The organism is Vibrio sp. THAF64, assembly GCF_009363455.1.
GTDB lineage: Bacteria > Pseudomonadota > Gammaproteobacteria > Enterobacterales > Vibrionaceae > Vibrio > Vibrio coralliilyticus.
Genome location: NZ_CP045355.1, coordinates 1,885,826 through 1,907,838, shown reverse-complemented (window position 1 = coordinate 1,907,838; position 22,013 = coordinate 1,885,826). Strand labels below are relative to the sequence as shown.

Sequence of the window (22,013 nt, the reverse complement as noted above, 5' to 3'; positions counted from 1 at the left end):
ATGAAAAGTAGACAAAAAAAATATTAACTATTTTACGAGAGTGTTTTTCTCAATATGAGAATCAGATTGACGACCAGATTTTTTGTAGAGTTGTAGCAATTTAGGAATGACTGCAGAAGAGGAAAATTGTTCTCGAACTGTGCAAATCGCTTGCTGAGATATCTTTTGTCTTTCGTCGTCTGTTAACTGTTCTAGAGTTCGTAAAACATCAGCAATCTGAGCAGCCGTATCGACCAAATATCCATTCTGACCACTGGTAATCAGTTTAGGAAGATCTCCAACCTTTAACGCGATGATAATACACCCTCTGGACATGGCTTCAAGCGCCGCCATAGGCAAACCTTCAAATCGAGAGCAAATGATAAGTACGCCTATGTGTCCCCAAACCAAATCCATGTTGCTTTGATGACCATGGAGTTGAACATTTTGCGGCGCTAATTGAGAAATCTCTGCTTCTAACGGACCTGAGCCATAGATGTGAAAGGATAAATCTGGGCGGCTTTTAGCGCATCGAATGAACCTGTCCGGTCCTTTTTCATGGCTTAGGCGACCAACAAAGGCGATCTGCTCTCCTGTGCTTACACTGGCTTTTGAATCATCAATGAAATTATTCAACCTAAGGGTGGTAGCAGGGATCTTTTGGCTCACTTTCTCACTGACGGCAAGTGAGAGCGTAGAAATAAGCGCCGTGTAGCGGTCGACAAAATCATAAGCCCAGACTTTACCTGTTGGTGTTTCGCCAGCGTGATAGGTGGTTATTTGTTTGGCTCCAGTCAAAACACGTGCACATTTAGACAGCAGACTAGCTTTGTACCCATGAGCATGGATAAGAGTTGTTGGTGAATGTTTAATTTTTTGGATAAGTGCGAACAAAGGTTGAGTGGCCAGGTCAGATAAGTACTGGTAAGGGATAGCTTCTTTCTCCAGTTTTTCTACGAGGGGAGAACGCTGTTGATACCGTTTTATCAGCAACACCTCAACACTTGTGTTGTGATGCTTGAGCCCTTTAGCGAGCTCAAGCACGTAGGTTTCAATGCCGCCAAACGTCAGGCTATCGATGAGTAGCCAAATATCAATCCGCGTATTGTTGCTCATCTTCTTCGGCTTCCCAAGCCTGTTTTTTACGATAAACGGTTGATGGGCTCAACTCGAGTAATACCGCTGCGTTGAGGACATTACCATCACAAAAATCAATGGCTTGCTGAATGGTTTCTCTCTCTACCTGCCACATTGGACGTATTGTTATCGGCGTAGAACTTTGTGTGTTAACACTCTCAATCACTGGAGTTGATGCTTGTAATGCCGCATCCGCCGCTTCTACTGGTGACGCTTGCGCAGGAGCTTCATAGCGGATTGCTGCTTGGGCTGCTCTGGGCTTAGTCGATTTATTACTTTTTGAAATCTGATCAGGCAGGTGAGCGACAGAGAGCTTTGATTCGTCGTTGAGAACAACTATATTGCGAATGACATTTTGTAGCTGTCTCACATTACCGGGCCAGGAGTAGTGCTTGAGTAAAGATTCTGCATCTCGGTTGATACCATTGAACTTCTTACCGTCTTCTTTAGCGAACAGCTTAAGGAAATGAGTCGCTAGCGTTGTGATGTCATTCCCACGCTCTCTCAAAGGAGGCATCTCAATCGGCACAACATGAACGCGGTAGTACAAGTCTTCTCGGAATCGGCCTTCTTCAACTTCTAGCAATGGGTCACGGTTGGTCGCACAGATTATCCGCACATCGACCTTCATTTCTTTCGAACCCCCGAGTGGGGTGAAAGTACCTGTCTGCAGGAAACGTAGCAGTTTCTTCTGCATTTCCAGCTCCATCTCACATAACTCGTCAAGGAAGAGCGTTCCTCCATGAGCTAAAGATGCCGCGCCTTTTCTGTCCGTAGTCGCCCCTGTGAATGCACCTTTTACATGGCCAAAAATTTCGCTTTCCATAAGATCTTTAGGAATAGCACCACAGTTGATGGCGATAAAAGGTTTATCGTTTCGTTTACTTTCTTTGTGAATTGCTTCTGCGCACACTTCTTTACCGGTGCCGCTTTCTCCAATGATGAAAACACTCGCTGTTGTCGGTGCAACAGAGTCGATGATTTTGTATACGCCCTGCATAGGTAGACAAGAGCCGATGAATCCATGGAAGCGATTTCTGTCGAATTTCGCTTCGATATCTTCGACTAAGTGTTCGAGTTTAGCTTGTTGTAAGTGGAGATTTATCGACGTTTTGAGTCGGTCTGCCTGAATCGGCTTTTCGAGAAAGTCTTTAGCCCCTTTCTGGAGCAAGCTTACCGCGATATCCACGGAACCGTGTGCGGTTGCAACGACGACGGAGGTTGGTACTTGATTCTCGTTGATCCAGTCCAGGATATCTTCGCCGTTCATGTCCGGAAGCTTGAGATCTAAAATCACAAGTTGTGGTACGTTTCTTTCTATGAATGCTTTGGCATCACGACCTGTTTCAACATGAAACAGGTCAAACGCTTCATCTTTTACGTACTGTTTGTAAAGGACTGCCAGAGATGTGGAGTCTTCAATCAGTAGTACTTTTGCTCTCATGTGACGTCATCCTTGTTGTATCTAGCCAGCTGGTTCGATGAAGCCCAGCGTTTTTCTATATTCAAGAGCAGCGAGCGACTTTTCAGCTAGCTCTTTTAATTCTTCAGAGAGTTCAAATGCTTGTTGTTCATGATTCTCCAAACACATACACTCAATCTTTCGTGCAAGATTGGACAACACTCGATTTCCTAACGCTAGAGAAGAGCTGCCTAATGTGTGGCTTTCAAACTCTAGAGTTTCTTTGTCTCGGTCTTCCATTGCTTGATAAATCTTTCTTAAGCGCTCATTAGATTCTTCGATGTAATGATCAATTAGCATAGGAAGAACATCAGCACTTGTGTCTTCTATCATTTGCTCTAAGACTTCTTCGTCGACGAGTTCTAAATCCACTTGTATGTCCTGATTCATAGAATGATTGATTGCAGCCTGCGTAAGAATTTGCGATTCACTCTCTAAATTATCAGATTTTTCAGCAGAGTTGATCGCGCCATCACTTAAGAATAGATTAATTTTTTCAATTAGTTGTGACAAGCGAATCGGTTTTGACAAATAGTCGTTCATCCCTGCATCAAGGAACTGCTCTTTATCTCCAGATAAAGAGTGGGCTGTCAGTGCAATGATAGGTATCTGACATGTCTTCTCATCAGTCATTGAACGTATGGCTCTGCAGGTCTCCATTCCGTCCATCTCTGGCATAGATATGTCCATAAAGATAAGATCGTAATGGTATTGTTCGACCATCTCGATGGCACGACGACCATTTTCTGCGATGTCCATCGAGAGCCCCATGCGCTTAAACATCTCTCTTATCACCAATTGGTTCGCTTTGTTGTCTTCTGCCACTAATATGCTGGCATCTGATACCAGCAATTCGGTATTGTTTTGGCTCTGGTGAGTTGAGCTAATGAGTTGGTCTGCGAGTTCCAGTTTGATTGAAAAGGAGAAAGTGCTGCCAATTGATGGCGTACTCTCTGCCTCAATGTAGCCGTCCATCAACTCACATAGGCGTTTGCATATAGCAAGACCCAGCCCGGAGCCTTCCTGACTTCTAGAATAGGTTTGATCGACCATGGTGAACTCATCAAACAGATAATCCATTGCGCTGCGGTTGATGCCGACACCGGTGTCTATGACTTTGCAAACTATTTTGACTTGATTTCCTTCATGGGTGTCTGCGTGTACCTGAATTGTCACGCTGCCTTCTTTGGTGAACTTCATTGCATTACCAATCAAGTTGTGAAGGATCTGTTTAACGCGGTTTTCATCGCCTTGTACATTGGCGGGTACTGAACCATCAAGAATACAGTTCAGGTCAAGAGAGCGGACTTTCGCTGATGGTTGAAATGTTTCAACAACATTTTCGACACACTGACGAAAATTAAACGGCTTGTGTTCTAATCGTAGTGTGTTGGACTCCATTCGCGTGAAATCCAAAATGTCATTGATGATACTAAGGAGGAATTGGCCTGACTCAGTTGCTGTGTTGACTAGTTTTTTCTGTTCACGAGAGAGTTTTGATTCTTCAAGAATGTTCAAAATGCCCAACACACCGTTCATCGGTGTACGAATTTCGTGTGACATCGAGGCTAAGAAGCGGCTTTTAGATTCGTTTGCCTGTTCTGCTTCGAAGCGAGCGCTCTTAAGGTCATGATAGCTTTTTTCGAGTTTTACAGACATATCGTCAAATGCTCGTGCAACGTCCCCCAACTCGTCTTTAGACTGATCATTAAGCTGGAAACCAGGCCCTTGTTCACTGACGGTATTCGCTGCCTCGATAAGCTTGACCAAGCTTTTGGTTAAGTAGGTTCCAAGGAAGAACGAAAAGATTGCTACTAACATGACTTCGATGGAAGCTATACCTATTATTGCTTTCTGGGCACTGGTCAACATAGAGTTGATGGCGGAGACTTCGAAACCAATGTCTATAGTGCCATAGTTTGCTCCTCCGTTAGTGACCTGAACCTGAGTGTCAAAGACTCCATCAACGACAGAATCTAAGTTGTAGTCGATCAACATTGTTCGTTGCAGCAATGCTTCATTACCGTCACTCGAAAGTTCTTTGTCACCGCGCATCACCCTAATGTATGTGATGTCTTCGATGGTCATAAACTCTTGTACCAAGTCGTCTAAAGTCGCAATGTCGGTGGCGATCATCGCATCCTTGGCTGCGTGAGCAAACATTGAAGCGGCTGAATGAGCTCGCTGGATTAGCTGTTTTTCATTTGACTCAGAGAGAAAGCTCATCGCGCTGAATGTGAGCGCTATCAGCATAACGACCTCAATAAAAGCGATCCCAAGTATGGTTTTCATTCTAAATGACATAGCAAGGTACTCCCGTCGATGACTAATCCAATAGTGTTATGTTGAGCGCTCTAACGTCATTCCAATCGCTATCTTGTGCCGAAATAAAACCCTTGAGTTTAAGTTTCTCTAGATGAGCGAGGCCTTCTGGGGAGTCGTCAAACTCTATAAGCGCTTGCTGAATTATGCTTTTCACGTTGCTATTGAGATTGGGGTGAGCTGCGATAGCGTGGGGGGTATACCCTTTGGTGGTCCAAATCGGAGTCAGTTGATCACGAGTTTCCTCAGGTAACGCCATATAGGTTCTTATTATTCCACCACCTGCGGGGAAGAAGCCTTTCGCGACAGCTAAGTAGACGGAATCATGAGATGATACGTAAGACGGCTCAAACGTTATGTTGCTTTGTTTCAGATAGGCTTGAGTCAATACAGTTGCCGCGAAGGCCGCAGGTGAGGGGAAAGCAAGTTCTGTATTTTGCAGTTGTTCAGGCTTGGAAATATCACTGTCTTTTCGGACGACAATGATACCTTTAAGCCGTTTGTCTTTAGCTTTTGCAATCGCTTTGTAGCCAGGCAATTCGCTGAAGACGGTGTAATGGTAGGGGTTCATATAAGCGAGATCATACTCCCCGTTTTTCAGCCGCTGTTCGAACGTTGGAATGTCAGATGCTGTGCTAAATATGATCTTTTGCCCTGTTCTTTCGGAAAGGTACTCGATGATAGGGGCCCATTGTTTGGCAAGCTTGCTCGCAGAGTGCTGGGGAACAACACCAAAAGTGATGGATTCAGCATGTAAGGACGCCGAGAGGAGTGTAAGCAGAGCAAGATAAGTAAATTTTTTCATAATCAATCCTTAGGCTGAATGAGCCAGAAACTCGTTAGTAAGGAGTTTTTGTGCCCATTTTTCTCTCCATGATTGAGGAAGAAACCTCAGTCTTCTTATCTCTCTCGCCATTTCCTGCCCCAGTGTTGCTTGGTTCTTCAAGTTCAAAATGGAGCCTAGTAGTGAGATTTTCGGGCTTTGGAGGAGCTCTTGCGATTTCTGGATTTGACCGGTTGATGTTTTCCCTCCCATGACCACTAATACAGTTTGGTCACATGCGCTGGCGACGACCTGGGCGGGAATATTCCCTCGGTTTACATGAAGCAGAGGCGAGGTGTCGCAAATGACTCTATCGTAGTGCTGTAACCATTTATCTACTGAGTTGCTCAAAACACTTGGATCTTTATAAGCTAGAAGCGTGGAAGTCTGTTCCGGCACCGGTAAGCCAGTGAAAAGCTGGTGGGATGATTTGTGTTCCAGTAACACACCTATGTCATCACCCTGGTCAGCGTTGACTAGTGCAGGTTCAAACGCAGGATGGAATAGGTTTAGATCCACCAGAAGGGTTTTATGCCCACCGAGTAAGTATCTTTCCGCCAAAGCAGAAGCAATTGACGTGACGCCGTCACCTGAATTGCAGCCTGTGAGACAAACTGAACGCGCCTCGGCCAATTCGGCCGCGAGGTAGATTTGCTCTACCTCGGTTAATGTAGCAGGAATAATCATTACAGCGCTCCTATCAATACGATGGTGGTTGTCAATCGTAGGATGTCTTCAAGGCCTACTCGTGCTCGTTCAAGAATGCTTTCGCTGCGGTCTGGGATGTAAATCGTGTCACCTGCACGAAGCACTGGAAGCTTATAAATATTGGCAGTTTTGCTGAAGTCTATTAGGTCAAAGGTACGAGCCTGTCCTTGGCAGCAGGACATATTGACGATTGAAATCTTTTCCAAATATGCACGCTCAGAGGGGCCACCAGCTTCAGCTAGAATGTCCAGAATCGTCATGTTGTCATCAAAGACATAGCGACCAGGGCTGTTAACTGCACCCAGCACTCGAACTGTTGATTCTTTGCTAGTATCCAACCAAATCTTATCTTTCTCAGGGATGTAAATGGTGTCACCCATGGTTATCTTTGGTAGAAGGCTCTCATCCCCAGTTTCGAAATACAGGGACAAGTTAAGTTTGCTAACTTTTGAATAGGTTTTGTCTCTATGAGTGATTTTGATGTTATGGATATCGGCATCTTTAGTTGGACCATCAGCTGCAGACAGGATGTCCAGAAAATGCATTTCTTTTGTAAAGCGGTAGCGACCAGGAGCATTAACCTGACCGAAGACGTATATAGAAGCATCAGAGCTTTGACGTACCCATTGTGATTTGTTGTCAGATGGATCTTGAGGTAAATCGTGAACACGAATAATAGTACCAGCGCTGATGACAGGTAGCTCCGCCATAGGTGCTCCGTTTAAAATGAACTCGTCAAGATTGAACGTCTTCATTTTTCCGTTAGGTGTCACCACTTCTATTTTTGACGTGTCGGCGCGAAGAGTAGGTCCTCCGACATGTGCCAGCAGGTGCATCATGTCCATTTCATCAGACCATTCGATGCGTCCTGGGCGAACCACTTCACCAATGACATTAACAGCACGGTCTGGCGAGATCTTTAGCCACGACTTCTCATTCATGTCGGTTTTCTCTGGAACAAATATCGCATCACCGGGATTGATTTGAGGTGGAGCTTTGGTAGTCAAACCTTCTGTGTAAGCCGTTAAATCAAATTTGATAACTTGCCCATTCGCTTTGATAAGGCGAATTTGACGAGATTCTGCGTAACGGGTTGGACCGCCGGCGTTGGCCAGAATGTCCATAAAAGAAGCACCTTTTTTACCTTCGTAGGCGCCAGGGCTCTTCACCTCACCCATGATGTAGATAACGTTCGAACCTGCGCGGATTTCCTCTTCCTGTTTAGGTACGAAAATCGTAGTGCCTGGTTGAAGGTTAGGGAGCAGAGAAGTATCCCCACTATCTAAATACTCTTTCAGATTGAAAATCTGAGGCTTGTTATTGCTGATAACACGAATCTGCTCCACAGAAGCGTAACGTGTCACGCCGCCGGCGCGCATGAGGATATCAACCAAATCTGCAGTATTTTTGAAAGTGAAAGAGCCCGGTGCATTTACTTCACCAAATACCTTGATCGCAGTTCTGTTGTCAGCACTATCACCAGAATTAGCTAACTTACTGGCATCAAACTGTTGCTCGATGTTACCCACCAAGGGTGAAGCTGGTACAAATATAGTGTCTAGAGATTTGAGCTTAGGTAGCAGGGACTCATCACCTGTATCTAAAAAGCTTTTGTAATTAAAAGGAAATTTGTCTTTTCCGCGCTTAAGAAGCAGATTATTTAACTGCGCACCCGAACGTAATCCACCAGCAGCGTGAATTGCCATTTGTACATCTGCACTCTTTGATAAGGTGTATTCGCCGGGGGAGTTTACGTACCCCTGAATAGAGATAAGAACTTGCTGCTCTGAGATGTAAACCGATGCAGTAGAAAGATCTCGATAAACTTTGCTTAATGCATTTAGGACTGACTGCTGAAGCTGGTTCTCTGTATATCCTGCGACGTATAGTGCACCAACTTCAGGTAGGTTGATTCGGCCTCGTTTATCAACTTGGAATCCTTTATTTAATGTTTCTTCGCCTGGTAGATTCACCTGAATCATGTCACCGACTTGAACACGTTCCATCTCGGCATTTACTGAAGCTGCAAACAGGAATACAAGGGTGATTAATATGAGTTTATTCCACATGATAATAGCCTCCATTCAACTTGTTCTCTGCTAGCTCGTTGGTTTCAACAACTTCGATGCTAACCCTACGGTTTGTGAGTCGAACTCCGTCTGACTCACCTTCGAAAAGAGGTAGGGATTCACCAAGCGATTTTGCTTCTATTCTTTTCGGCTCAAGGCCAAAAATGGTCAGGTAGCGTTTCACTTGTTTTGCTCTGCCCATTGCGAGCTGCTGGTTCTGGAGTTCATCGCCAACCGAATCGGCATGACCAGTGACTGTTAGGTTTAGTGACTTATGCTCTCGCAGAATGTTGGCTGCTTGGGCAAGGTGCCCCATATATTTGGGGTTCACTTCTGTAGAATTGAACGCAAACTGATTATCAACGTTTAGCAGGTTGTAGAGCTTGTCGATGATTGCCAATTGTTGTTGGAAAGAAAACTCATCATGTGGTGGGACACATTTAGCTTGAGATGTCACATAATCAAGCTGCCTCTCAAGTTCATCCAGGCGTTTACGCTGAATAACAATGTCGTTCGCGGCGTCTAACAACAAACCACCTTCTAGTTCTCTTGCTATTCGATTTTGTTTTTCAAGAGCTTGGACGACAGCTGCCGGGAAACACCAACGAGCACCTTCACGAATGAGTGCATCAAGGTGGAGTTTTGCTAATTGCCAATCGAAGCGCAGACCATGCTCTGGGCCAAGAGGCTCGTCTGGCATGACTGGAGTGAAATTAGATTGGATGTACTGTTCAGCAAGGCCTCCGCGACCCTCTTCGGGGTAACTGCTACAGCCAATCGAGCTTACTATAGGTACAATTAGGGCTATGTGTTTGATGTAATTAACCATGCCAACTTCCTCTGTTAGTGGGTGAAATCTCGTTTATTGTTTTAGTGAGTGCGAGAGTTCACAGGGATTGCTTTGTCGATACGAAGCAGATTGATGATTTCAAGTGGTTGGCCAGTGACATTCTCGATGCGCATCTGACGCTCACGCTCGACTAGACGTTTGTATAGGTAAACCAGTGCACCAACACCTGAAGAATCAAGAAAACGAACATTGCGGAAATCAATTTCAACTTCGCCATGTTGATCAGCGATAATTTCATCAATGTGTTGTTGAGCGTATCGACTGCCGTCAGCATCTAAGTTGCCATCAATTTGAAGGGTAAGAATTTCATTTGTTAGTTCAATTTTACGTAGTTCCATGACGATATCTCCTCAGATAGTTTTCTTAAATAAGGCACTTTGTGTGCCAAAAAATATGCACTTTAAAATCAATTGGTTAAGTTGATGGTTCTTATATTTCTCAATTTGAGAAACGTGTTTTCTCAGACTGAGAATCATGTCTATAAATGAAAAATGGCGCTGGAGGCTGTAACTGACACATCTGTAGGAGGAAAGAACTTTTGATGTTACTCGTATTGTTAGCTGGCATTGATTGAACTTATGCATCGAGCCTTGAAAATCACTTCGGATGGAAATGTCTGGAGTTAGGGATGCAAATTAAGTTAACCAGTGTCGCGATTGCTGTTGCTATATCTTTCAACGCTTGGTCAGAGAGTCATTCTTTGAGTTATATGCCTTTGGTTCAGGCCAATGACTACGAGTATGGAACGAATATTGAGGATTACTGGAAAAGTGAAAAGCTAGATGGTATTCGTGCTATTTGGGATGGATCTCAATTAACTACACGCAATGGTAAAGTCATACATGCGCCTGATTGGTTCATTAAACCTCTACCGAGCTATGCCGTCGAGGGGGAGCTATGGGCGGGGAGAGGAAAGTTCCATATTGTCCAACAGACGGTTTTAGACAAAGTACCCGTTGAACCATCTTGGAAGCAGATCGATTTCATGCTGTTTGATATGCCGCAAGCGGCGGGAGACTATCAAAAGCGCTACTACAATATTCGATATTTGGTTGACTCAATTGACGCGCCACACATCAAGTTAGTCGAGCATACGCCGATTCGCTCTGAGCAGGAGCTCTTTCATTACTTAGACAACGTCAGCGAGCAAAAAGGCGAAGGGTTGATGTTAAGGAAGGTGACCAGTCGTTATCAGGCTGGTCGTAGTAGTGACTTGCTGAAGATGAAGAAACATCAGGACGCAGAAGGCTTAGTTGTTGGCTACAAAGTCGGTAAGGGAAAGTACAGCGGGCAGATGGGGGCGTTACTTATCCAGCTGGATTCAGGTATAGAATTTTATATAGGTAGTGGCTTTACTGATGAGCAGCGGCGCCAGCCCCCTAAGCTCGGTTCAATCATTACATTTAGATACAATGGCTATACGCAAAACGGTATTCCTAAATTTGCGCGCTATATGAGAGAAAGGCCAGAATATACTAGCGAGTAGGGGATGCTCCGCAACGTTTGAACAAGGCTTGCCAATACTCAACATGCTCTTTTGTAGCAGCTCTGAAAGCTTGGTGATATTGCTTAATCGGGTATTGGTAATTGGCGTGGCTTGTATCAACAAAATCTATTAAAGGGTTCAGTTCATTGTAAATGCTATCGATTTTGGCGAGGTATGGCTGTATTTGACCAATGAAAAACTCGTTAAACACGTTTCTGAGATAGCGAAATTTAGTTGTATTTCTTCCCTGACCGCATAGGATAGCCTCATCGTGAGCTTTTAGTTGTTGAGTGATGACGCTCAACTTGTTTCCAGCGTTGAGCATTGAATAGCTGAGCGGGCCTAAAACTGCGTTTTTTTCTAAGACTTCTTGGTAGGGTGTTAGTGCGTTTAAAGTGCTGGTGTAATCCAGTGTTTTGCTAGCTGAAAATCTGGAATCTATTTGATCGAGCGCTTGTATGACTTGAGTGCTGCCTCTACCTTGATCGACGGATAACCATCCCGTCGCTTCTAGTTGATTACGCATTGCGTCACTTGAAAACACCAAATTGGTAAAGTGCGCTGGTAATTGTTTGAGCTTCTGTTGTTGGATTGAAGCTAGTTGTGTTTTAAGTGCAGAGGATATATCTGGGCTCATTAAGCAGCGCTCTATGCCGTAACTCACTTGGAGTTGGTAATCGAAATTTCGAAATTGGTCCTGAATCTTTCCTAATACCGAGTTTTTCTCTGCAACAAGATTGAATAAACCGCATTTTCGAAGCTCATAACTGTCGAGTAGTCCTATGCTGATACTAGGGATAGTAATATGCAGTTCTCGTTTCGTGGGCAGTAAGACATTGACGTTATCCGGCATTGGTATCGCTGGTCTATCTTGGACATTGGCGATACGGGCTAAATAGGTGTCCAAACTGGCGTCCATTGGACTCTTGATAAAATCACAAGCAGAAAGGGACAAGAGTGATACCAAAACAATAAAGATACGCATAGGTGTGATAAATAAGGAAACAATCAAGGTTTGTTATTAGTCTACGAAGTAAATGCAAAAAAGGTCAGCATAGCTGACCTTTTTTGGTTATTTAGAGGAAAATTCCAATTGGATATCTTCAGGTTGTCTATGCATCCAACGAAGTCTCAGACCAAGCATGATTGCAGCTGATGAAAGACCGATAATGAAACCCATCCAGAAGCCATGAGCGCCCATAGGCTCAACAATCCAATCTGTCATTCCTAAAACATAGCCAATCGGGAGGCCTAGAATCCAATAGGCGATAAAAGTACGGTTGAATATTGCGGCCATGTCTTTGTATCCCCTCAAGGCACCAGCCGCAACGACTTGCACGGCATCCGTTACTTGGTAGATGGCAGCAAATAGCAGCAATTGCAAAGCAATCTCTATAACAGCGCGATTGTCAGTGTAAAGTAATGCAACTTGCTCTCTGAACAGAACCGTGAATAGTGCAGTGGATAAGGCCAGCAACACAGCAACAATGACACCTACACGAGATGCGATTGCAGCCCCTTCTACATTGTTCTCTCCAAGGCTGTGGCCAACACGAATGCTGGTCGCTGCACCAATGCTCATTGGCAGCATAAAGACTAACGACGAAAAGTTAATCGCAACCTGGTGCGCTGCGACAATCAGCGAGCCGAGTGGGGCAACCAAGAGTGCAACGACAGCAAATAGGGTAACTTCAAAGAATAACGCGGCTGCTACTGGAAAGCCTAGCTTGAATAAACGAACAAGAGGTTTTAGCTGCGGCTTGTGGAATTGTCCGAATAGATTGATATGGGCAACACGTTTGGATGTCACGACATAGAACAGCAACATAAACAACATTAGCCAATAAACAATGGCTGTTGCGACACCACATCCCACACCGCCCAGCGCAGGAGCACCAAATTTACCGTAAACAAAAATCCAGTTTAGCGGGATATTAAACAGCAGCCCAATGAAACCAATGACCATTGCGGGCTTGGTGAGTGACATACCATCAGTAAAACTGCGCAAGGTTTGGAAAAGCAAAAAGGCGGGCACAGCGTAAATTACAGCATGCATGTAACCGTTGGTTTTTTCAGCCATTAACTGCTCGACATTCATCAAACCCATTATATTTTGAGTCTGAAAAAGCACGCCAATAATGGGTATAGATATGAGCAATGCCATTGCGGCACCTTGTTGAATCTCAAACGGAATCTTAACCTGTCGGCCTGATCCATTGAGTTGAGCGACAACTGGGACCAAGGCCATGAGCAGGCCAACGCCAAATAGTATTGAAGGTAGCCAGATACTTGATGCAATGGATACAGCAGCCATATCCGTCGCACTGACACCGCCTGCCATGACGGTATCGACGAAGCTCATGCCTGTCTGCGCAACGGAAGCAATCAGTACTGGCGTGGCCAATTTGATCAGCTTATTCGCTTCTTGTTTATAACGATGCACGTAAAAACTCCAATGAAAGCAAAGATGCTTTGACTTCTGCAGAATCAAATTATGGAATCAACACGAAAATCAAAGGGGTGAACACCATTGTTATCGATAATTTATACATGGTGCTGTTGTGCTAAATGATAATTAAATGTCACACTAACCTCCACGAAAAACTGTTGGAATTTGCAATGTTTACTGGAATTGTTCAGGGAATGGCGGAAGTCATCGCTATCGAGAAGAAAGAGTCGTTTCAAACTCATGTAATTCGATTGAATTCATCAATGGGTCAAGGATTATCTATAGGTGCATCGGTGGCGCATAACGGTTGTTGTCTGACCGTAACAAAAATCGATGGAGAACACGTTTCTTTCGATCTGATACAGTCTACTTTAAAGCTAACCAATCTTGGTGAGCTGGAGGTTGGTCATTCGGTTAACATTGAGCGCGCTGCCAAATTTGGTGACGAGATTGGCGGTCATACCATGTCTGGACATATTTCCATGGTGAGTGAAATTGTTGAAGTGATCGATACACCTAACAATAGGACGGTTTGGCTTGAGTTACCTGAGAACATGATGAGGTATGTATTGGCGAAAGGCTTCATTGGGTTAGATGGTTGTTCGCTTACCATTGGTGAAGTTGAAGGTAATCGCTTTTCCGTTCATTTAATTCCGGAAACCTTACAGAGAACATTGTTTGGTCAGCGTCAGCAAGGTGACAAAGTGAATGTCGAAATTGATCCTCAGACTCAGGCTATCGTGGATTCAGTCGAGCGTGTTCTAGCAGCTAAAGAGATGCTTTGAGCATAGAGAAATAGAAAAGCGCCTTTCGGCGCTTTTTAAAAAATTTGTTCATCGTCGGCATCAATTGAGAGTTCGATTTCGTCCAACTGTTCGTTAACCATCATACTGAGGTGGATGGCGTTGCAACAGGCAGGACAGTCGTCGTAAAAATTCTGGCTACCATTCGTTGCATCTAACGTGATACCAATTGAGTGCCCACAATGGGGGCAGGTAACTCTTTTCTCTGTGTATTTTCGCATAGCTCTCTTCCTTACGTCTTTGATGAGATCAATGCCCAAGCCTTACATACCCGTGATTTACTTGGTCACGCTTTGAGTATGTTCAATCCGTTATTATTGGCTCCGACAAATTAATCTTAAGTCGTTAAGTTAGTAATAGACGTAAATTAAGTACAAAGTTTGAGATAGCTAATAAAAAACACCAAGGTTGGGCTCGGTGTTTTGATTTGGGTTGAAAGTTTTTCGATTGAATGATTCTAATTTGTTGTAAAATAAGAAAATTCCTACAACTTAGTATGTGAGTATTTTGTTGATTAAGCGTTCGCATTGATCTAAGTAGTGTCCACCAAACTGATTATAGTGGTTGAGTAGGTGATAAAGGTTGTAAATATCTTTACGTTCACTATAAGCAAGATCTAGCGGTAGCACGCTCTCATAGCCTTGGTAGAATTCTGGCTGGAACCCTTCAAAAAGTTCGGTCATCGCAATGTCGCACTCTCGATCTCCCCAGTAACAGGAAGGGTCGTAGCAAATGGGGCCAAATACTGAGTTGGCTGCGTTACCATGCCAGAGGTCACCGTGCAGCAAAGATGGACGAGGGTTATGGTTACCTAACCTGTCCTTTACGAGATGGGTAAAATCACCGATATCAACCAGAGTGACTCCTTTCTCTTTCATTAGCTGAAGTTGCCAGCCAATTCGTTGTTCAGCAAAGAAACGCCCCCATTTTCGGTCCCACTTATTGGGCTGTAAGGTGGAACCAATAAAGTTATCTTGATCAAACCCATACTCTTTCTGTTCTCCCCATTGGTGGAGTTTGGCAAGCTGCTGGCCAAATTTGTAACTGTTACTGCTGTCATCGAGTGGTTTAGTAGGGAGATAGTTCAGAATCAGGAAGGCATGTTCTTTACTCTTTCCAGTAAGAATATGTTCCGGTACGAAAACGGTGGAACTCTCACGTAAAATTCGGATGTTTTCCGCTTCTATTTCAAACTTAGCGTAAAAGTCTCGCAGATTGACTTTCACAAAGTAGCGCTGCTCTCCATCGCTTATCATGTAGCAGTCACTGATATCACCGCCATGTAAGCGGTTTTTTTCGACAATATCAAAAGAAAACATTAATGCTTCAGACAGTTGCTCAGTTATGGCTTGCCACATATCAAGATCCGTTTCCGCAGTTGAGTATTAACATTGTAGAATAAGGAATTGGTTAATTCTGAATCAGACTGCAAAAAATTCAATCATTTAGTGGGCGGATTCATTGGGCTTATCAATTTGTGAACTTTGTCATATCTGGTTAGAGTCTATAAGCTAGTAAAATAGTTTAGCCTGATAAAAGTTGATCCTAGTTCAAAGCAATAAGTTGGAAATTAAACCAAACTCTTCAACTAAGGTATAAACAACTTTTGAATTTTATCAGCGTCCGAGTCGAGTTGAGTTGTGAAAACTCATTGATATGTCTTAGTATTAGATAGTGACTCGAAAGTAGAATAATGAATGGAGAACGACAGTGGTTGTTGAAACCGATGGCTACCTAGCACTTATTGAGCATCTGGCTTTTAATCTTGATGTCTTTTCATCTGACGATGGAGACACGGGTGCTGAAAGTGTCGAAGATGTCGTTACCGATATGGTAGCGAGTAACATCATGGCCATTTTTGAGCAGAACCCAGAACTGCACTCTAGTGTTCGCTTCCAATTGCTTAAGGAAGCAGATTCAGTTGTAGAAGATTTAGGAGAGGTGTTAGCGGGTGTGTGGGCTAAACCTGCAACCAATGATCAGATAACATTCCTTGATGAGTATATCGCACTGGTCAAAAATCTATTTGATTCCGCAGTCGCCAAATACGACTGATTTCAATTCACCACAGGCGGCGTGGCAACCCGTCTGAAATGCCAGAATTTCGAAGCCCAATAGGGATTGTCAAGCCTAGAAATTATGACGCCTTTTGATGTTGAAGCATGCATAAATTGCTTGTTACCAATATACACGCCTACATGACGAACCTTTCTTGATGTTTTGAAAAAGGCTAAATCTCCCACTTGAACTTGTTCATAACTCAGCTCGTTTCCGATGCTTACCTGTGCCAATGTGGTGCGGGGTAAGTGGATGTTCAGGACGTCTCTGTAAGCTACTTGAACAAAAGCGGAACAATCAATACCGTTGTAATTGTTGCCCCCTAGGCGATAGGGGACTCCCTTCCAATCCTTATAGACTTCAAGAAACTCTTGTTGCACACCTTTTTCATACGAAGAGATATTTTTACCACTATCTAAGGTATTGAAGTCTGTTGAGGAAGGGGAACTTGAGCATCCTGCTAAGAGGAGAATTAACAAAGCGATTGAAAATTGCGGCGCAACTCTATTCATGGTGTCTATTTCACCTCTTAATGACATTTGTATGTAATATTATCTAAATAGAATCGCACACTAATTAAACTTTTGTATGATGTCGGTTCAAAATTATGCCTAAGCAAAAGACGAGTTTTTCACTCTCGCTCATTCAAACTATCAGTGCTGTATTCTTAACGATAACCATACTGGTCATTGGATTATCTGTCACCAGTATTAAAGGGATTGAGAGAGTTGGAGCTCAATTTGAGACGCTTTCCGATCAGGCCCTTCCTCTTGCAATGACCAATGCAAAGCTCACACAAGCCATTCTGGAACAAGTTAAGCAACTCGGCTACGGCTCTCAAGTTAGCGATATTGAGGGCTTGAATAGAATCAAGGAACAAACCGTTAACAGTTCGGATGAAACGTCGACGTTAGTGGAACAAGTCTTTGCGATTTCCTCGGAATTCAATCAAGCCATATCGCAACAGCAAGAATTAGAACTTAGAGAGAATATCGAAGCGTTATCTGATTTAACCAACAGAATACTTTCAGCTCAGAAGTCGTTACTGACAATGCAGGGGAGTATAGATTCACAAGTGACAGAATTCCGTTATGGCTTGAGCTCAATCGGACCAGAAATGAATCGAATCAGTTCCTTTCTTGCCGTTGATAACCCTGAATCTTCAGATGCTGCGAATCGATTTATTGCTAGTGCGAGCTCTATGGAAAGTACATTTCTAGTTTTGATGATGCAAACGGATCAAGACAAAGCAATGCAAGAGTACAAGGAAATGCGTAATCGTATTGCTGGGATCAATCTAGCGTTCGATGACTTTTCTGAATGGCACCCCGAGGTTAAAGAGTTTGCGAGTTTAATTGCCCCATACGACATGGTCCAAGATGGTTTTTCTGAGTCAGGGGTGTTAAAGCAAATTTTGAAAAAATTAGAACTGGCACAAAATCAGAGCGCACAGCTTTCCCACGCGGCGGTTTTGGCCAATGACACCATCCAACTGCTTAACAACATTTCCCAGACAGCAGAAGCGCTAATCGATGACAGTAAACGTGTCGTTAGCAACACTATATACTCTATCAATACGATACTGATTATTAGTAGTCTGGTGTTGGTCGCTATTATTGTTGTTTCTTGGGCTTCTTTACGAACTTGGATTAATCGAGGCTTGAAAAACATCACTGGTAATCTTAATAGGCTAACTGAGCATGACTTTACCAACACGGTTACTTTGCTCGGACCATTTGAAATGAAAGAAGTGGCGCGCAAACTGAATCAGGTTATCGAGTCAACCCGTGGTTCTATCTCGACGGTGACGAGAAACTGCGAGACGTTATATCAAACAGCGGAAATTAGTCATGATGCAGCGGAGCAATCTAATCTGAGCTTGGCACGTCAGAATGAATCCCTCACAAGCATGGTTGAGACAGTCACGCAACTCGAAGCATCGATAAAAGAAATCGCAACCGTGACCAACGAGTCATACAGTGAATCCCAACAAGCGGCAGAGTATTCTGGAAATGGGGTGAAAGTCATCGAGCTGAATCAAGTCAGGCTTCAATCTTTAGAAGACACACTTAACATGAATGAACACTCCATGATTGAGTTGGACAATCGAGTGAAGCAGATTCGTGAAATGGTCGATATGATTTCCGGTATTGCAGAAAATACGAATTTATTGGCGCTCAATGCTGCTATTGAAGCTGCACGAGCAGGAGAGCAAGGGAGAGGGTTTGCCGTGGTTGCTGATGAAGTACGTAAACTGGCCAGCGATACATCACAACAGACGTCAAACATCCGCGACCGCATGAGCGAATTGGTTGCTGCTGCCGAGAAATCGCGTAGTGCAGTTTCAGCTAGCCGTGAGGAAATGACTTTCGCTCTTGAGTCCAGTGAACAAGTAAAAAGTACCTTTGAAAACATTGAGAAAGCGGTTAATCAGATACGTCTTCGAGTGGAGCAAATTACTGTAGCGACGGAAGAACAGGAGCGGGCAACAGCGGATGTAAGCCATTCCATCGCTCATGTATCGGAACAGGGAGAGCAAACTAAACTTCAACTTGAATCAATGGTTGAAAATTCAGAACAAGTTGCTGAAATTGCAGGTCATCAACAAGCTATGCTTCATAAGTACGACTTACCACAATAGTCATTGAATCAGTAACTTATTTCTCTCGAAAGGGCTGGGTTAACATCTTATCAACCCTTTGTTCGTTTGGCGTCTGGAAAAGTGGAATCCCAATCTTTACATCGTTGTGTCCACGCTCAGGTTGATCGATGTAAGTGCCGAACCAGCGGTCCCAGATAGAGAGAAAAAAACCAAAGTTAGAATGGGTTTCTCGCGGTATTACTGAGTGGTGCACGCGATGCATGTCTGGTGTGACAATGATTTTGCGTAGAATAGCATCCACCTTGAATGGCAACTTGGCGTTACTGTGATTAAACATCGCACTGGCATTGAGAATGATTTCAAACACGATGATTGCAACAGGAGAAACACCCAGTGCGACCACAAGTCCAATTTTAATCCACATCGACAACACGATCTCAATTGGATGGAAGCGGCTGCCTGTCGTGACATCTATATCCTGGTCCGCATGATGCATTCTGTGTAATCGCCATAGCCAAGAGACTTTATGAAAGACCAGATGTTGGAGGTAGATCGCCAGATCGAGAAAGATGACACACATGATGAGTTCCGCTAATAAGGGGAAATCTAGGTGATTGAGTAAGCCCCATTGTTGTTTGAGAGCAACGTTTGCTGCCTCAAAGGCGAGCACGGGCATAAAGATGCCGAGAAAGACCGAGTTAAACGCGACTAAGCCAAGGTTGTTCATCCAGCGATAGAGCTTATTCTGGGTCAGCTTTTTTCGTGGAGTTAGCCATTCCCACAATCCACACAGTATCAGCACAGATAGAAAAAAGCTTAAGCGAATAAGATCTGGATTCTGCATACGACGTTTTTCTCCCACATGGAACTTGCAACGGATTTGTCTCAAGGTAAACTCTGCACCCTTTATCATTATCCATCAACTTACATGAGAATCCACGCTTTTCACCGTCTCTATCAACATCGCCTAGAGCACTCGACTAAGCCGTTCAATGCAAGAGGCTGTAAAGTCCAGCGTTGTCAGTACTGTCAGGTAGCTGAACACTTTTGTATCTGCGCATATCAGCCAGATGTCTCCAGCTCAGTGGCGGTGATGCTGCTAGTGTCTGAAAACGAAGTCTTCAAACCAAGCAATACTGGGCGGCTTATCCTTGATACGGTAAAAGAAGGTTATGTGTATCAATGGAGTCGCACAGAGCCCGATCAGGCGATGTTGTCGTTGCTCAATCATGAAGATTACCAGCCCATCGTCGTGTTTCCTGATGAATATGTTGAAGATAAGTCTCGCTTGCTTGGAGAACATCCTCGTCAGCAGTGTGGTGGTAAAAAACCATTACTCATCTTTCTAGATGGAAGCTGGAGAGAAGCTAGGCGCATTTTTCGAAAGTCGCCATATTTGAACGCGCTTCCTGTTTTGTCAGTGTCGCCAGAATCAATTTCTCAGTACGTCATGAGACGTTCTGAAAATGAGCAACACCTTGCTACGGCGGAAGTCGCAACATTGGTACTTGAACAACTGGGTGAAGAGCAGACAGCGCAAACGCTTAAACTGTGGTTTGACGTGTTTAAAGAAAGTTACTTGTTAAGCAAAACCCGAATTAAGCCAAATTTTGACCGACCACAGCTGCAACATTATCTGCAGAAGGTGAAAAACGAGAATTCAGTCTGAAAATAATGGGCTTGTTGGCGATAGTCTGCACAGTTAAGTCTAGGTAGTGGTTAAATTCGTTCCACGTCACGGATTGTAGGCGTACCAATGTGGATAATGAACCGATTTTGACTTTTTTATATTTGTTTCTGGGAGAGATACGATGTACTACGGCTTTGACGTTGGAGGCACTAAGATTGAATTTGGTGCGTTTAATGACCAATTAGAGCGTGTTGCCACTGAGCGCGTACCAACGCCAACGGAAGACTATTCTTTATTAGTGAGCACGATTGCTGAACTGGTGAATAAATATGACAAACAGTTTGGCTGCGAAGGCAAGATCGGTCTAGGTCTACCTGGAATGGAAGACGCCGATGATGCCACCGTTCTGACGGTTAACGTGCCTGCGGCCAAAGGTAAGCCACTTCGCGCTGACCTTGAAGCCAAAATAGGCCGTAGCGTTAAAATTGAAAACGATGCGAACTGCTTTGCACTTTCTGAAGCGTGGGATGAAGAGCTTAAAGATGAGCCTTCGGTTATGGGGCTGATTCTTGGCACTGGCTTTGGTGGTGGATTGATTTACGACGGCAAAGTATTTTCTGGTCGTAACCACGTGGCGGGTGAGCTTGGACATATGCGTTTACCGATTGATGCTTGGTTCCACCTAGGAGACAACGCGCCACTACTAGGTTGTGGCTGTGGTAAAAAAGGCTGCTTGGACAGCTACTTATCGGGTCGTGGTTTCGAGTTAATATACGAGCACTATTACGGCGAAGCGAAGAAAGCGATTGATATCATCAATGCATATAAGGAAGGCGAAGCTAAAGCAGCAGAGCATGTTGAGCGCTTTATGGAGTTGTTGGCAATTTGCTTTGCTAATATCTTTACTGCTAATGACCCACATGTTGTTGCACTAGGTGGTGGGTTGTCTAATTTCGAACTCATTTACGAAGAGATGCCAAAGCGGGTGCCTAAGTATCTGCTATCTGTTGCTAAGTGTCCGAAGATTATCAAAGCAAAACATGGCGATTCTGGTGGTGTGCGTGGTGCTGCCTTCCTCAACATCAAATAATCTTGATTTGATTGAATAAATTTGAGAGCTTGCTTAGGCAGGCTCTTTTTATGGTAATCACAATGACTTTGCTCGCCTTTCAACAAGAACACTATAAGCAACTTATCGACTGGATTGATTCCGCTGAGCTTAACTACCTGTGGGGCGGACCTGCGTATCAATACCCATTAACGGTTGAGAGCGTCGATGTCCATTGCTCGCAGGCTGAGGTAAAGCCATATCTGTACGCTCATCAGGGCCAAGAGGCTGGTTTCGTTGAGCTATATCATCATTCGAATGATATTGCTCGAATCTGTCGGGTCTTTGTTGCTCCGCAATTTAGAGGGCAGGGCGTAGCGAAAACCATGTTGCAAGCGTTGATTCGAGAAGCTAGAAACCAAGGGTATAGCGAAATTACATTGTGTGTATTTAGCCACAATCTATCGGCTATTCGCTGTTATCACTCACTAGGTTTTGTCGAAGTGAAGAGAGAGTATGGTATTCGAGAGTTCGACGGAGAGAGTTGGGAGCTTATCTATATGGATAAGCCCCTATAACGAAAAGTT

At 44.0% G+C, this 22,013-nt stretch carries 21 protein-coding genes; 7 read left to right on the top strand and 14 right to left on the bottom strand.

Translation table 11 applies throughout. The annotated features are described in order from the left end of the window. Window positions 1-27: 27 nt before the first annotated feature. Genes FIU99_RS08760 through FIU99_RS08725 form a run of 8 tightly spaced genes read right to left on the bottom strand, consistent with a single transcriptional unit; the run spans window position 28 to window position 9,688 of the window. Window positions 28-1,095, bottom strand: coding sequence for a glycosyltransferase family 4 protein (locus tag FIU99_RS08760; protein WP_152472180.1), 1,068 nt, complete (start codon window positions 1,093-1,095; stop codon window positions 28-30). Next, window positions 1,073-2,560 carry a sigma-54 dependent transcriptional regulator gene (locus FIU99_RS08755; protein WP_152472179.1) on the bottom strand — a complete coding sequence of 496 codons (1,488 nt, stop codon included), beginning with the start codon at window positions 2,558-2,560 and terminating at the stop codon, window positions 1,073-1,075. Before FIU99_RS08755 ends, FIU99_RS08760 begins: the two co-directional genes overlap by 23 nt. Window positions 2,561-2,581: 21 nt before the next feature. Then, window positions 2,582-4,882, bottom strand: a complete 2,301-nt coding sequence (locus FIU99_RS08750; protein ID WP_039952450.1) for a response regulator — start codon at window positions 4,880-4,882, stop codon at window positions 2,582-2,584. A 22-nt stretch (window positions 4,883-4,904) separates the two neighbouring features. Continuing rightward, window positions 4,905-5,705, bottom strand: a complete 801-nt coding sequence (locus FIU99_RS08745) for a phosphate/phosphite/phosphonate ABC transporter substrate-binding protein (RefSeq protein WP_006962357.1) — start codon at window positions 5,703-5,705, stop codon at window positions 4,905-4,907. A 9-nt stretch (window positions 5,706-5,714) separates the two neighbouring features. Next, a complete protein-coding gene (locus tag FIU99_RS08740; RefSeq protein WP_006962356.1) occupies window positions 5,715-6,410 on the bottom strand; it encodes a chromosome partitioning ATPase in 696 nt (231 codons plus the stop codon). Continuing rightward, window positions 6,410-8,515 (bottom strand): SLBB domain-containing protein, encoded by a 2,106-nt coding sequence (locus tag FIU99_RS08735; RefSeq protein WP_172854819.1) that lies wholly within the window; start codon window positions 8,513-8,515, stop codon window positions 6,410-6,412. The genes FIU99_RS08740 and FIU99_RS08735 overlap by 1 nt, the downstream gene beginning before the upstream one ends. Continuing rightward, window positions 8,490-9,329 carry an OmpA family protein gene (locus FIU99_RS08730; protein ID WP_006962354.1) on the bottom strand — a complete coding sequence of 280 codons (840 nt, stop codon included), beginning with the start codon at window positions 9,327-9,329 and terminating at the stop codon, window positions 8,490-8,492. Before FIU99_RS08730 ends, FIU99_RS08735 begins: the two co-directional genes overlap by 26 nt. 41 nt (window positions 9,330-9,370) lie before the next feature. Beyond that, window positions 9,371-9,688, bottom strand: a complete 318-nt coding sequence (locus FIU99_RS08725) for an STAS domain-containing protein (RefSeq protein WP_006962353.1) — start codon at window positions 9,686-9,688, stop codon at window positions 9,371-9,373. Between the two features lie 290 nt (window positions 9,689-9,978). Between FIU99_RS08725 and FIU99_RS08720 the strand changes: the two genes are divergently transcribed. Next, window positions 9,979-10,836: a DNA ligase gene (locus tag FIU99_RS08720; RefSeq protein ID WP_006962352.1), complete on the top strand. Its 858-nt coding sequence runs from the start codon at window positions 9,979-9,981 to the stop codon at window positions 10,834-10,836. Here the strand turns inward: FIU99_RS08720 and FIU99_RS08715 are convergent. Both FIU99_RS08715 and FIU99_RS08710 read right to left on the bottom strand, forming a co-directional pair. Further along, window positions 10,826-11,755 (bottom strand): DUF3080 domain-containing protein, encoded by a 930-nt coding sequence (locus FIU99_RS08715; RefSeq protein WP_006962351.1) that lies wholly within the window; start codon window positions 11,753-11,755, stop codon window positions 10,826-10,828. The genes FIU99_RS08720 and FIU99_RS08715 overlap by 11 nt on opposite strands. Before the next feature lie 153 nt (window positions 11,756-11,908). Next, window positions 11,909-13,279 carry an MATE family efflux transporter gene (locus FIU99_RS08710; RefSeq protein ID WP_006962349.1) on the bottom strand — a complete coding sequence of 457 codons (1,371 nt, stop codon included), beginning with the start codon at window positions 13,277-13,279 and terminating at the stop codon, window positions 11,909-11,911. Window positions 13,280-13,455: 176 nt separating this feature from the next. On the opposite strand from FIU99_RS08710, the gene FIU99_RS08705 reads away from it, so the two are divergent. Further along, on the top strand, window positions 13,456-14,070 hold the full coding sequence (locus FIU99_RS08705) for a riboflavin synthase (protein WP_006962348.1): 615 nt from the start codon (window positions 13,456-13,458) through the stop codon (window positions 14,068-14,070). A gap of 35 nt (window positions 14,071-14,105) precedes the next feature. On the opposite strand, the gene FIU99_RS08700 is transcribed toward FIU99_RS08705, so the two are convergent. After that, entirely contained in the window at window positions 14,106-14,309 is a 204-nt protein-coding gene (locus FIU99_RS08700; RefSeq protein WP_019276122.1) for a CPXCG motif-containing cysteine-rich protein, read from the bottom strand. Between the two features lie 270 nt (window positions 14,310-14,579). Then, entirely contained in the window at window positions 14,580-15,446 is an 867-nt protein-coding gene (locus FIU99_RS08695) for a fructosamine kinase family protein (protein WP_006962345.1), read from the bottom strand. Window positions 15,447-15,798: 352 nt separating this feature from the next. Here FIU99_RS08695 and FIU99_RS08690 point away from each other — a divergent pair, with 352 nt between their 5' ends. Then, window positions 15,799-16,143 carry a DUF3802 family protein gene (locus FIU99_RS08690; protein ID WP_006962343.1) on the top strand — a complete coding sequence of 115 codons (345 nt, stop codon included), beginning with the start codon at window positions 15,799-15,801 and terminating at the stop codon, window positions 16,141-16,143. Between the two features lie 2 nt (window positions 16,144-16,145). On the opposite strand, the gene FIU99_RS08685 is transcribed toward FIU99_RS08690, so the two are convergent. Further along, window positions 16,146-16,658, bottom strand: coding sequence for a C40 family peptidase (locus FIU99_RS08685; protein WP_039952445.1), 513 nt, complete (start codon window positions 16,656-16,658; stop codon window positions 16,146-16,148). A 95-nt stretch (window positions 16,659-16,753) separates the two neighbouring features. Between FIU99_RS08685 and FIU99_RS08680 the strand changes: the two genes are divergently transcribed. Further along, a complete protein-coding gene (locus FIU99_RS08680) occupies window positions 16,754-18,787 on the top strand; it encodes a methyl-accepting chemotaxis protein (protein ID WP_039952441.1) in 2,034 nt (677 codons plus the stop codon). Between the two features lie 16 nt (window positions 18,788-18,803). On the opposite strand, the gene FIU99_RS08675 is transcribed toward FIU99_RS08680, so the two are convergent. Continuing rightward, window positions 18,804-19,592, bottom strand: coding sequence for a sterol desaturase family protein (locus tag FIU99_RS08675; RefSeq protein WP_039952439.1), 789 nt, complete (start codon window positions 19,590-19,592; stop codon window positions 18,804-18,806). Window positions 19,593-19,676: 84 nt separating this feature from the next. On the opposite strand from FIU99_RS08675, the gene FIU99_RS08670 reads away from it, so the two are divergent. The 3 genes from FIU99_RS08670 (at window position 19,677) to FIU99_RS08660 (ending at window position 22,004) form a co-directional block, all read left to right on the top strand. Next, window positions 19,677-20,417, top strand: coding sequence for a tRNA-uridine aminocarboxypropyltransferase (locus tag FIU99_RS08670; protein WP_039952618.1), 741 nt, complete (start codon window positions 19,677-19,679; stop codon window positions 20,415-20,417). 142 nt (window positions 20,418-20,559) lie between these two features. Next, complete coding sequence (gene nagK, locus FIU99_RS08665) at window positions 20,560-21,468, top strand: N-acetylglucosamine kinase (RefSeq protein ID WP_006962335.1); 909 nt, start codon at window positions 20,560-20,562, stop codon at window positions 21,466-21,468. 62 nt (window positions 21,469-21,530) lie between these two features. Then, on the top strand, window positions 21,531-22,004 hold the full coding sequence (locus FIU99_RS08660) for a GNAT family N-acetyltransferase (RefSeq protein WP_006962334.1): 474 nt from the start codon (window positions 21,531-21,533) through the stop codon (window positions 22,002-22,004). Window positions 22,005-22,013 lie beyond the last annotated feature (9 nt).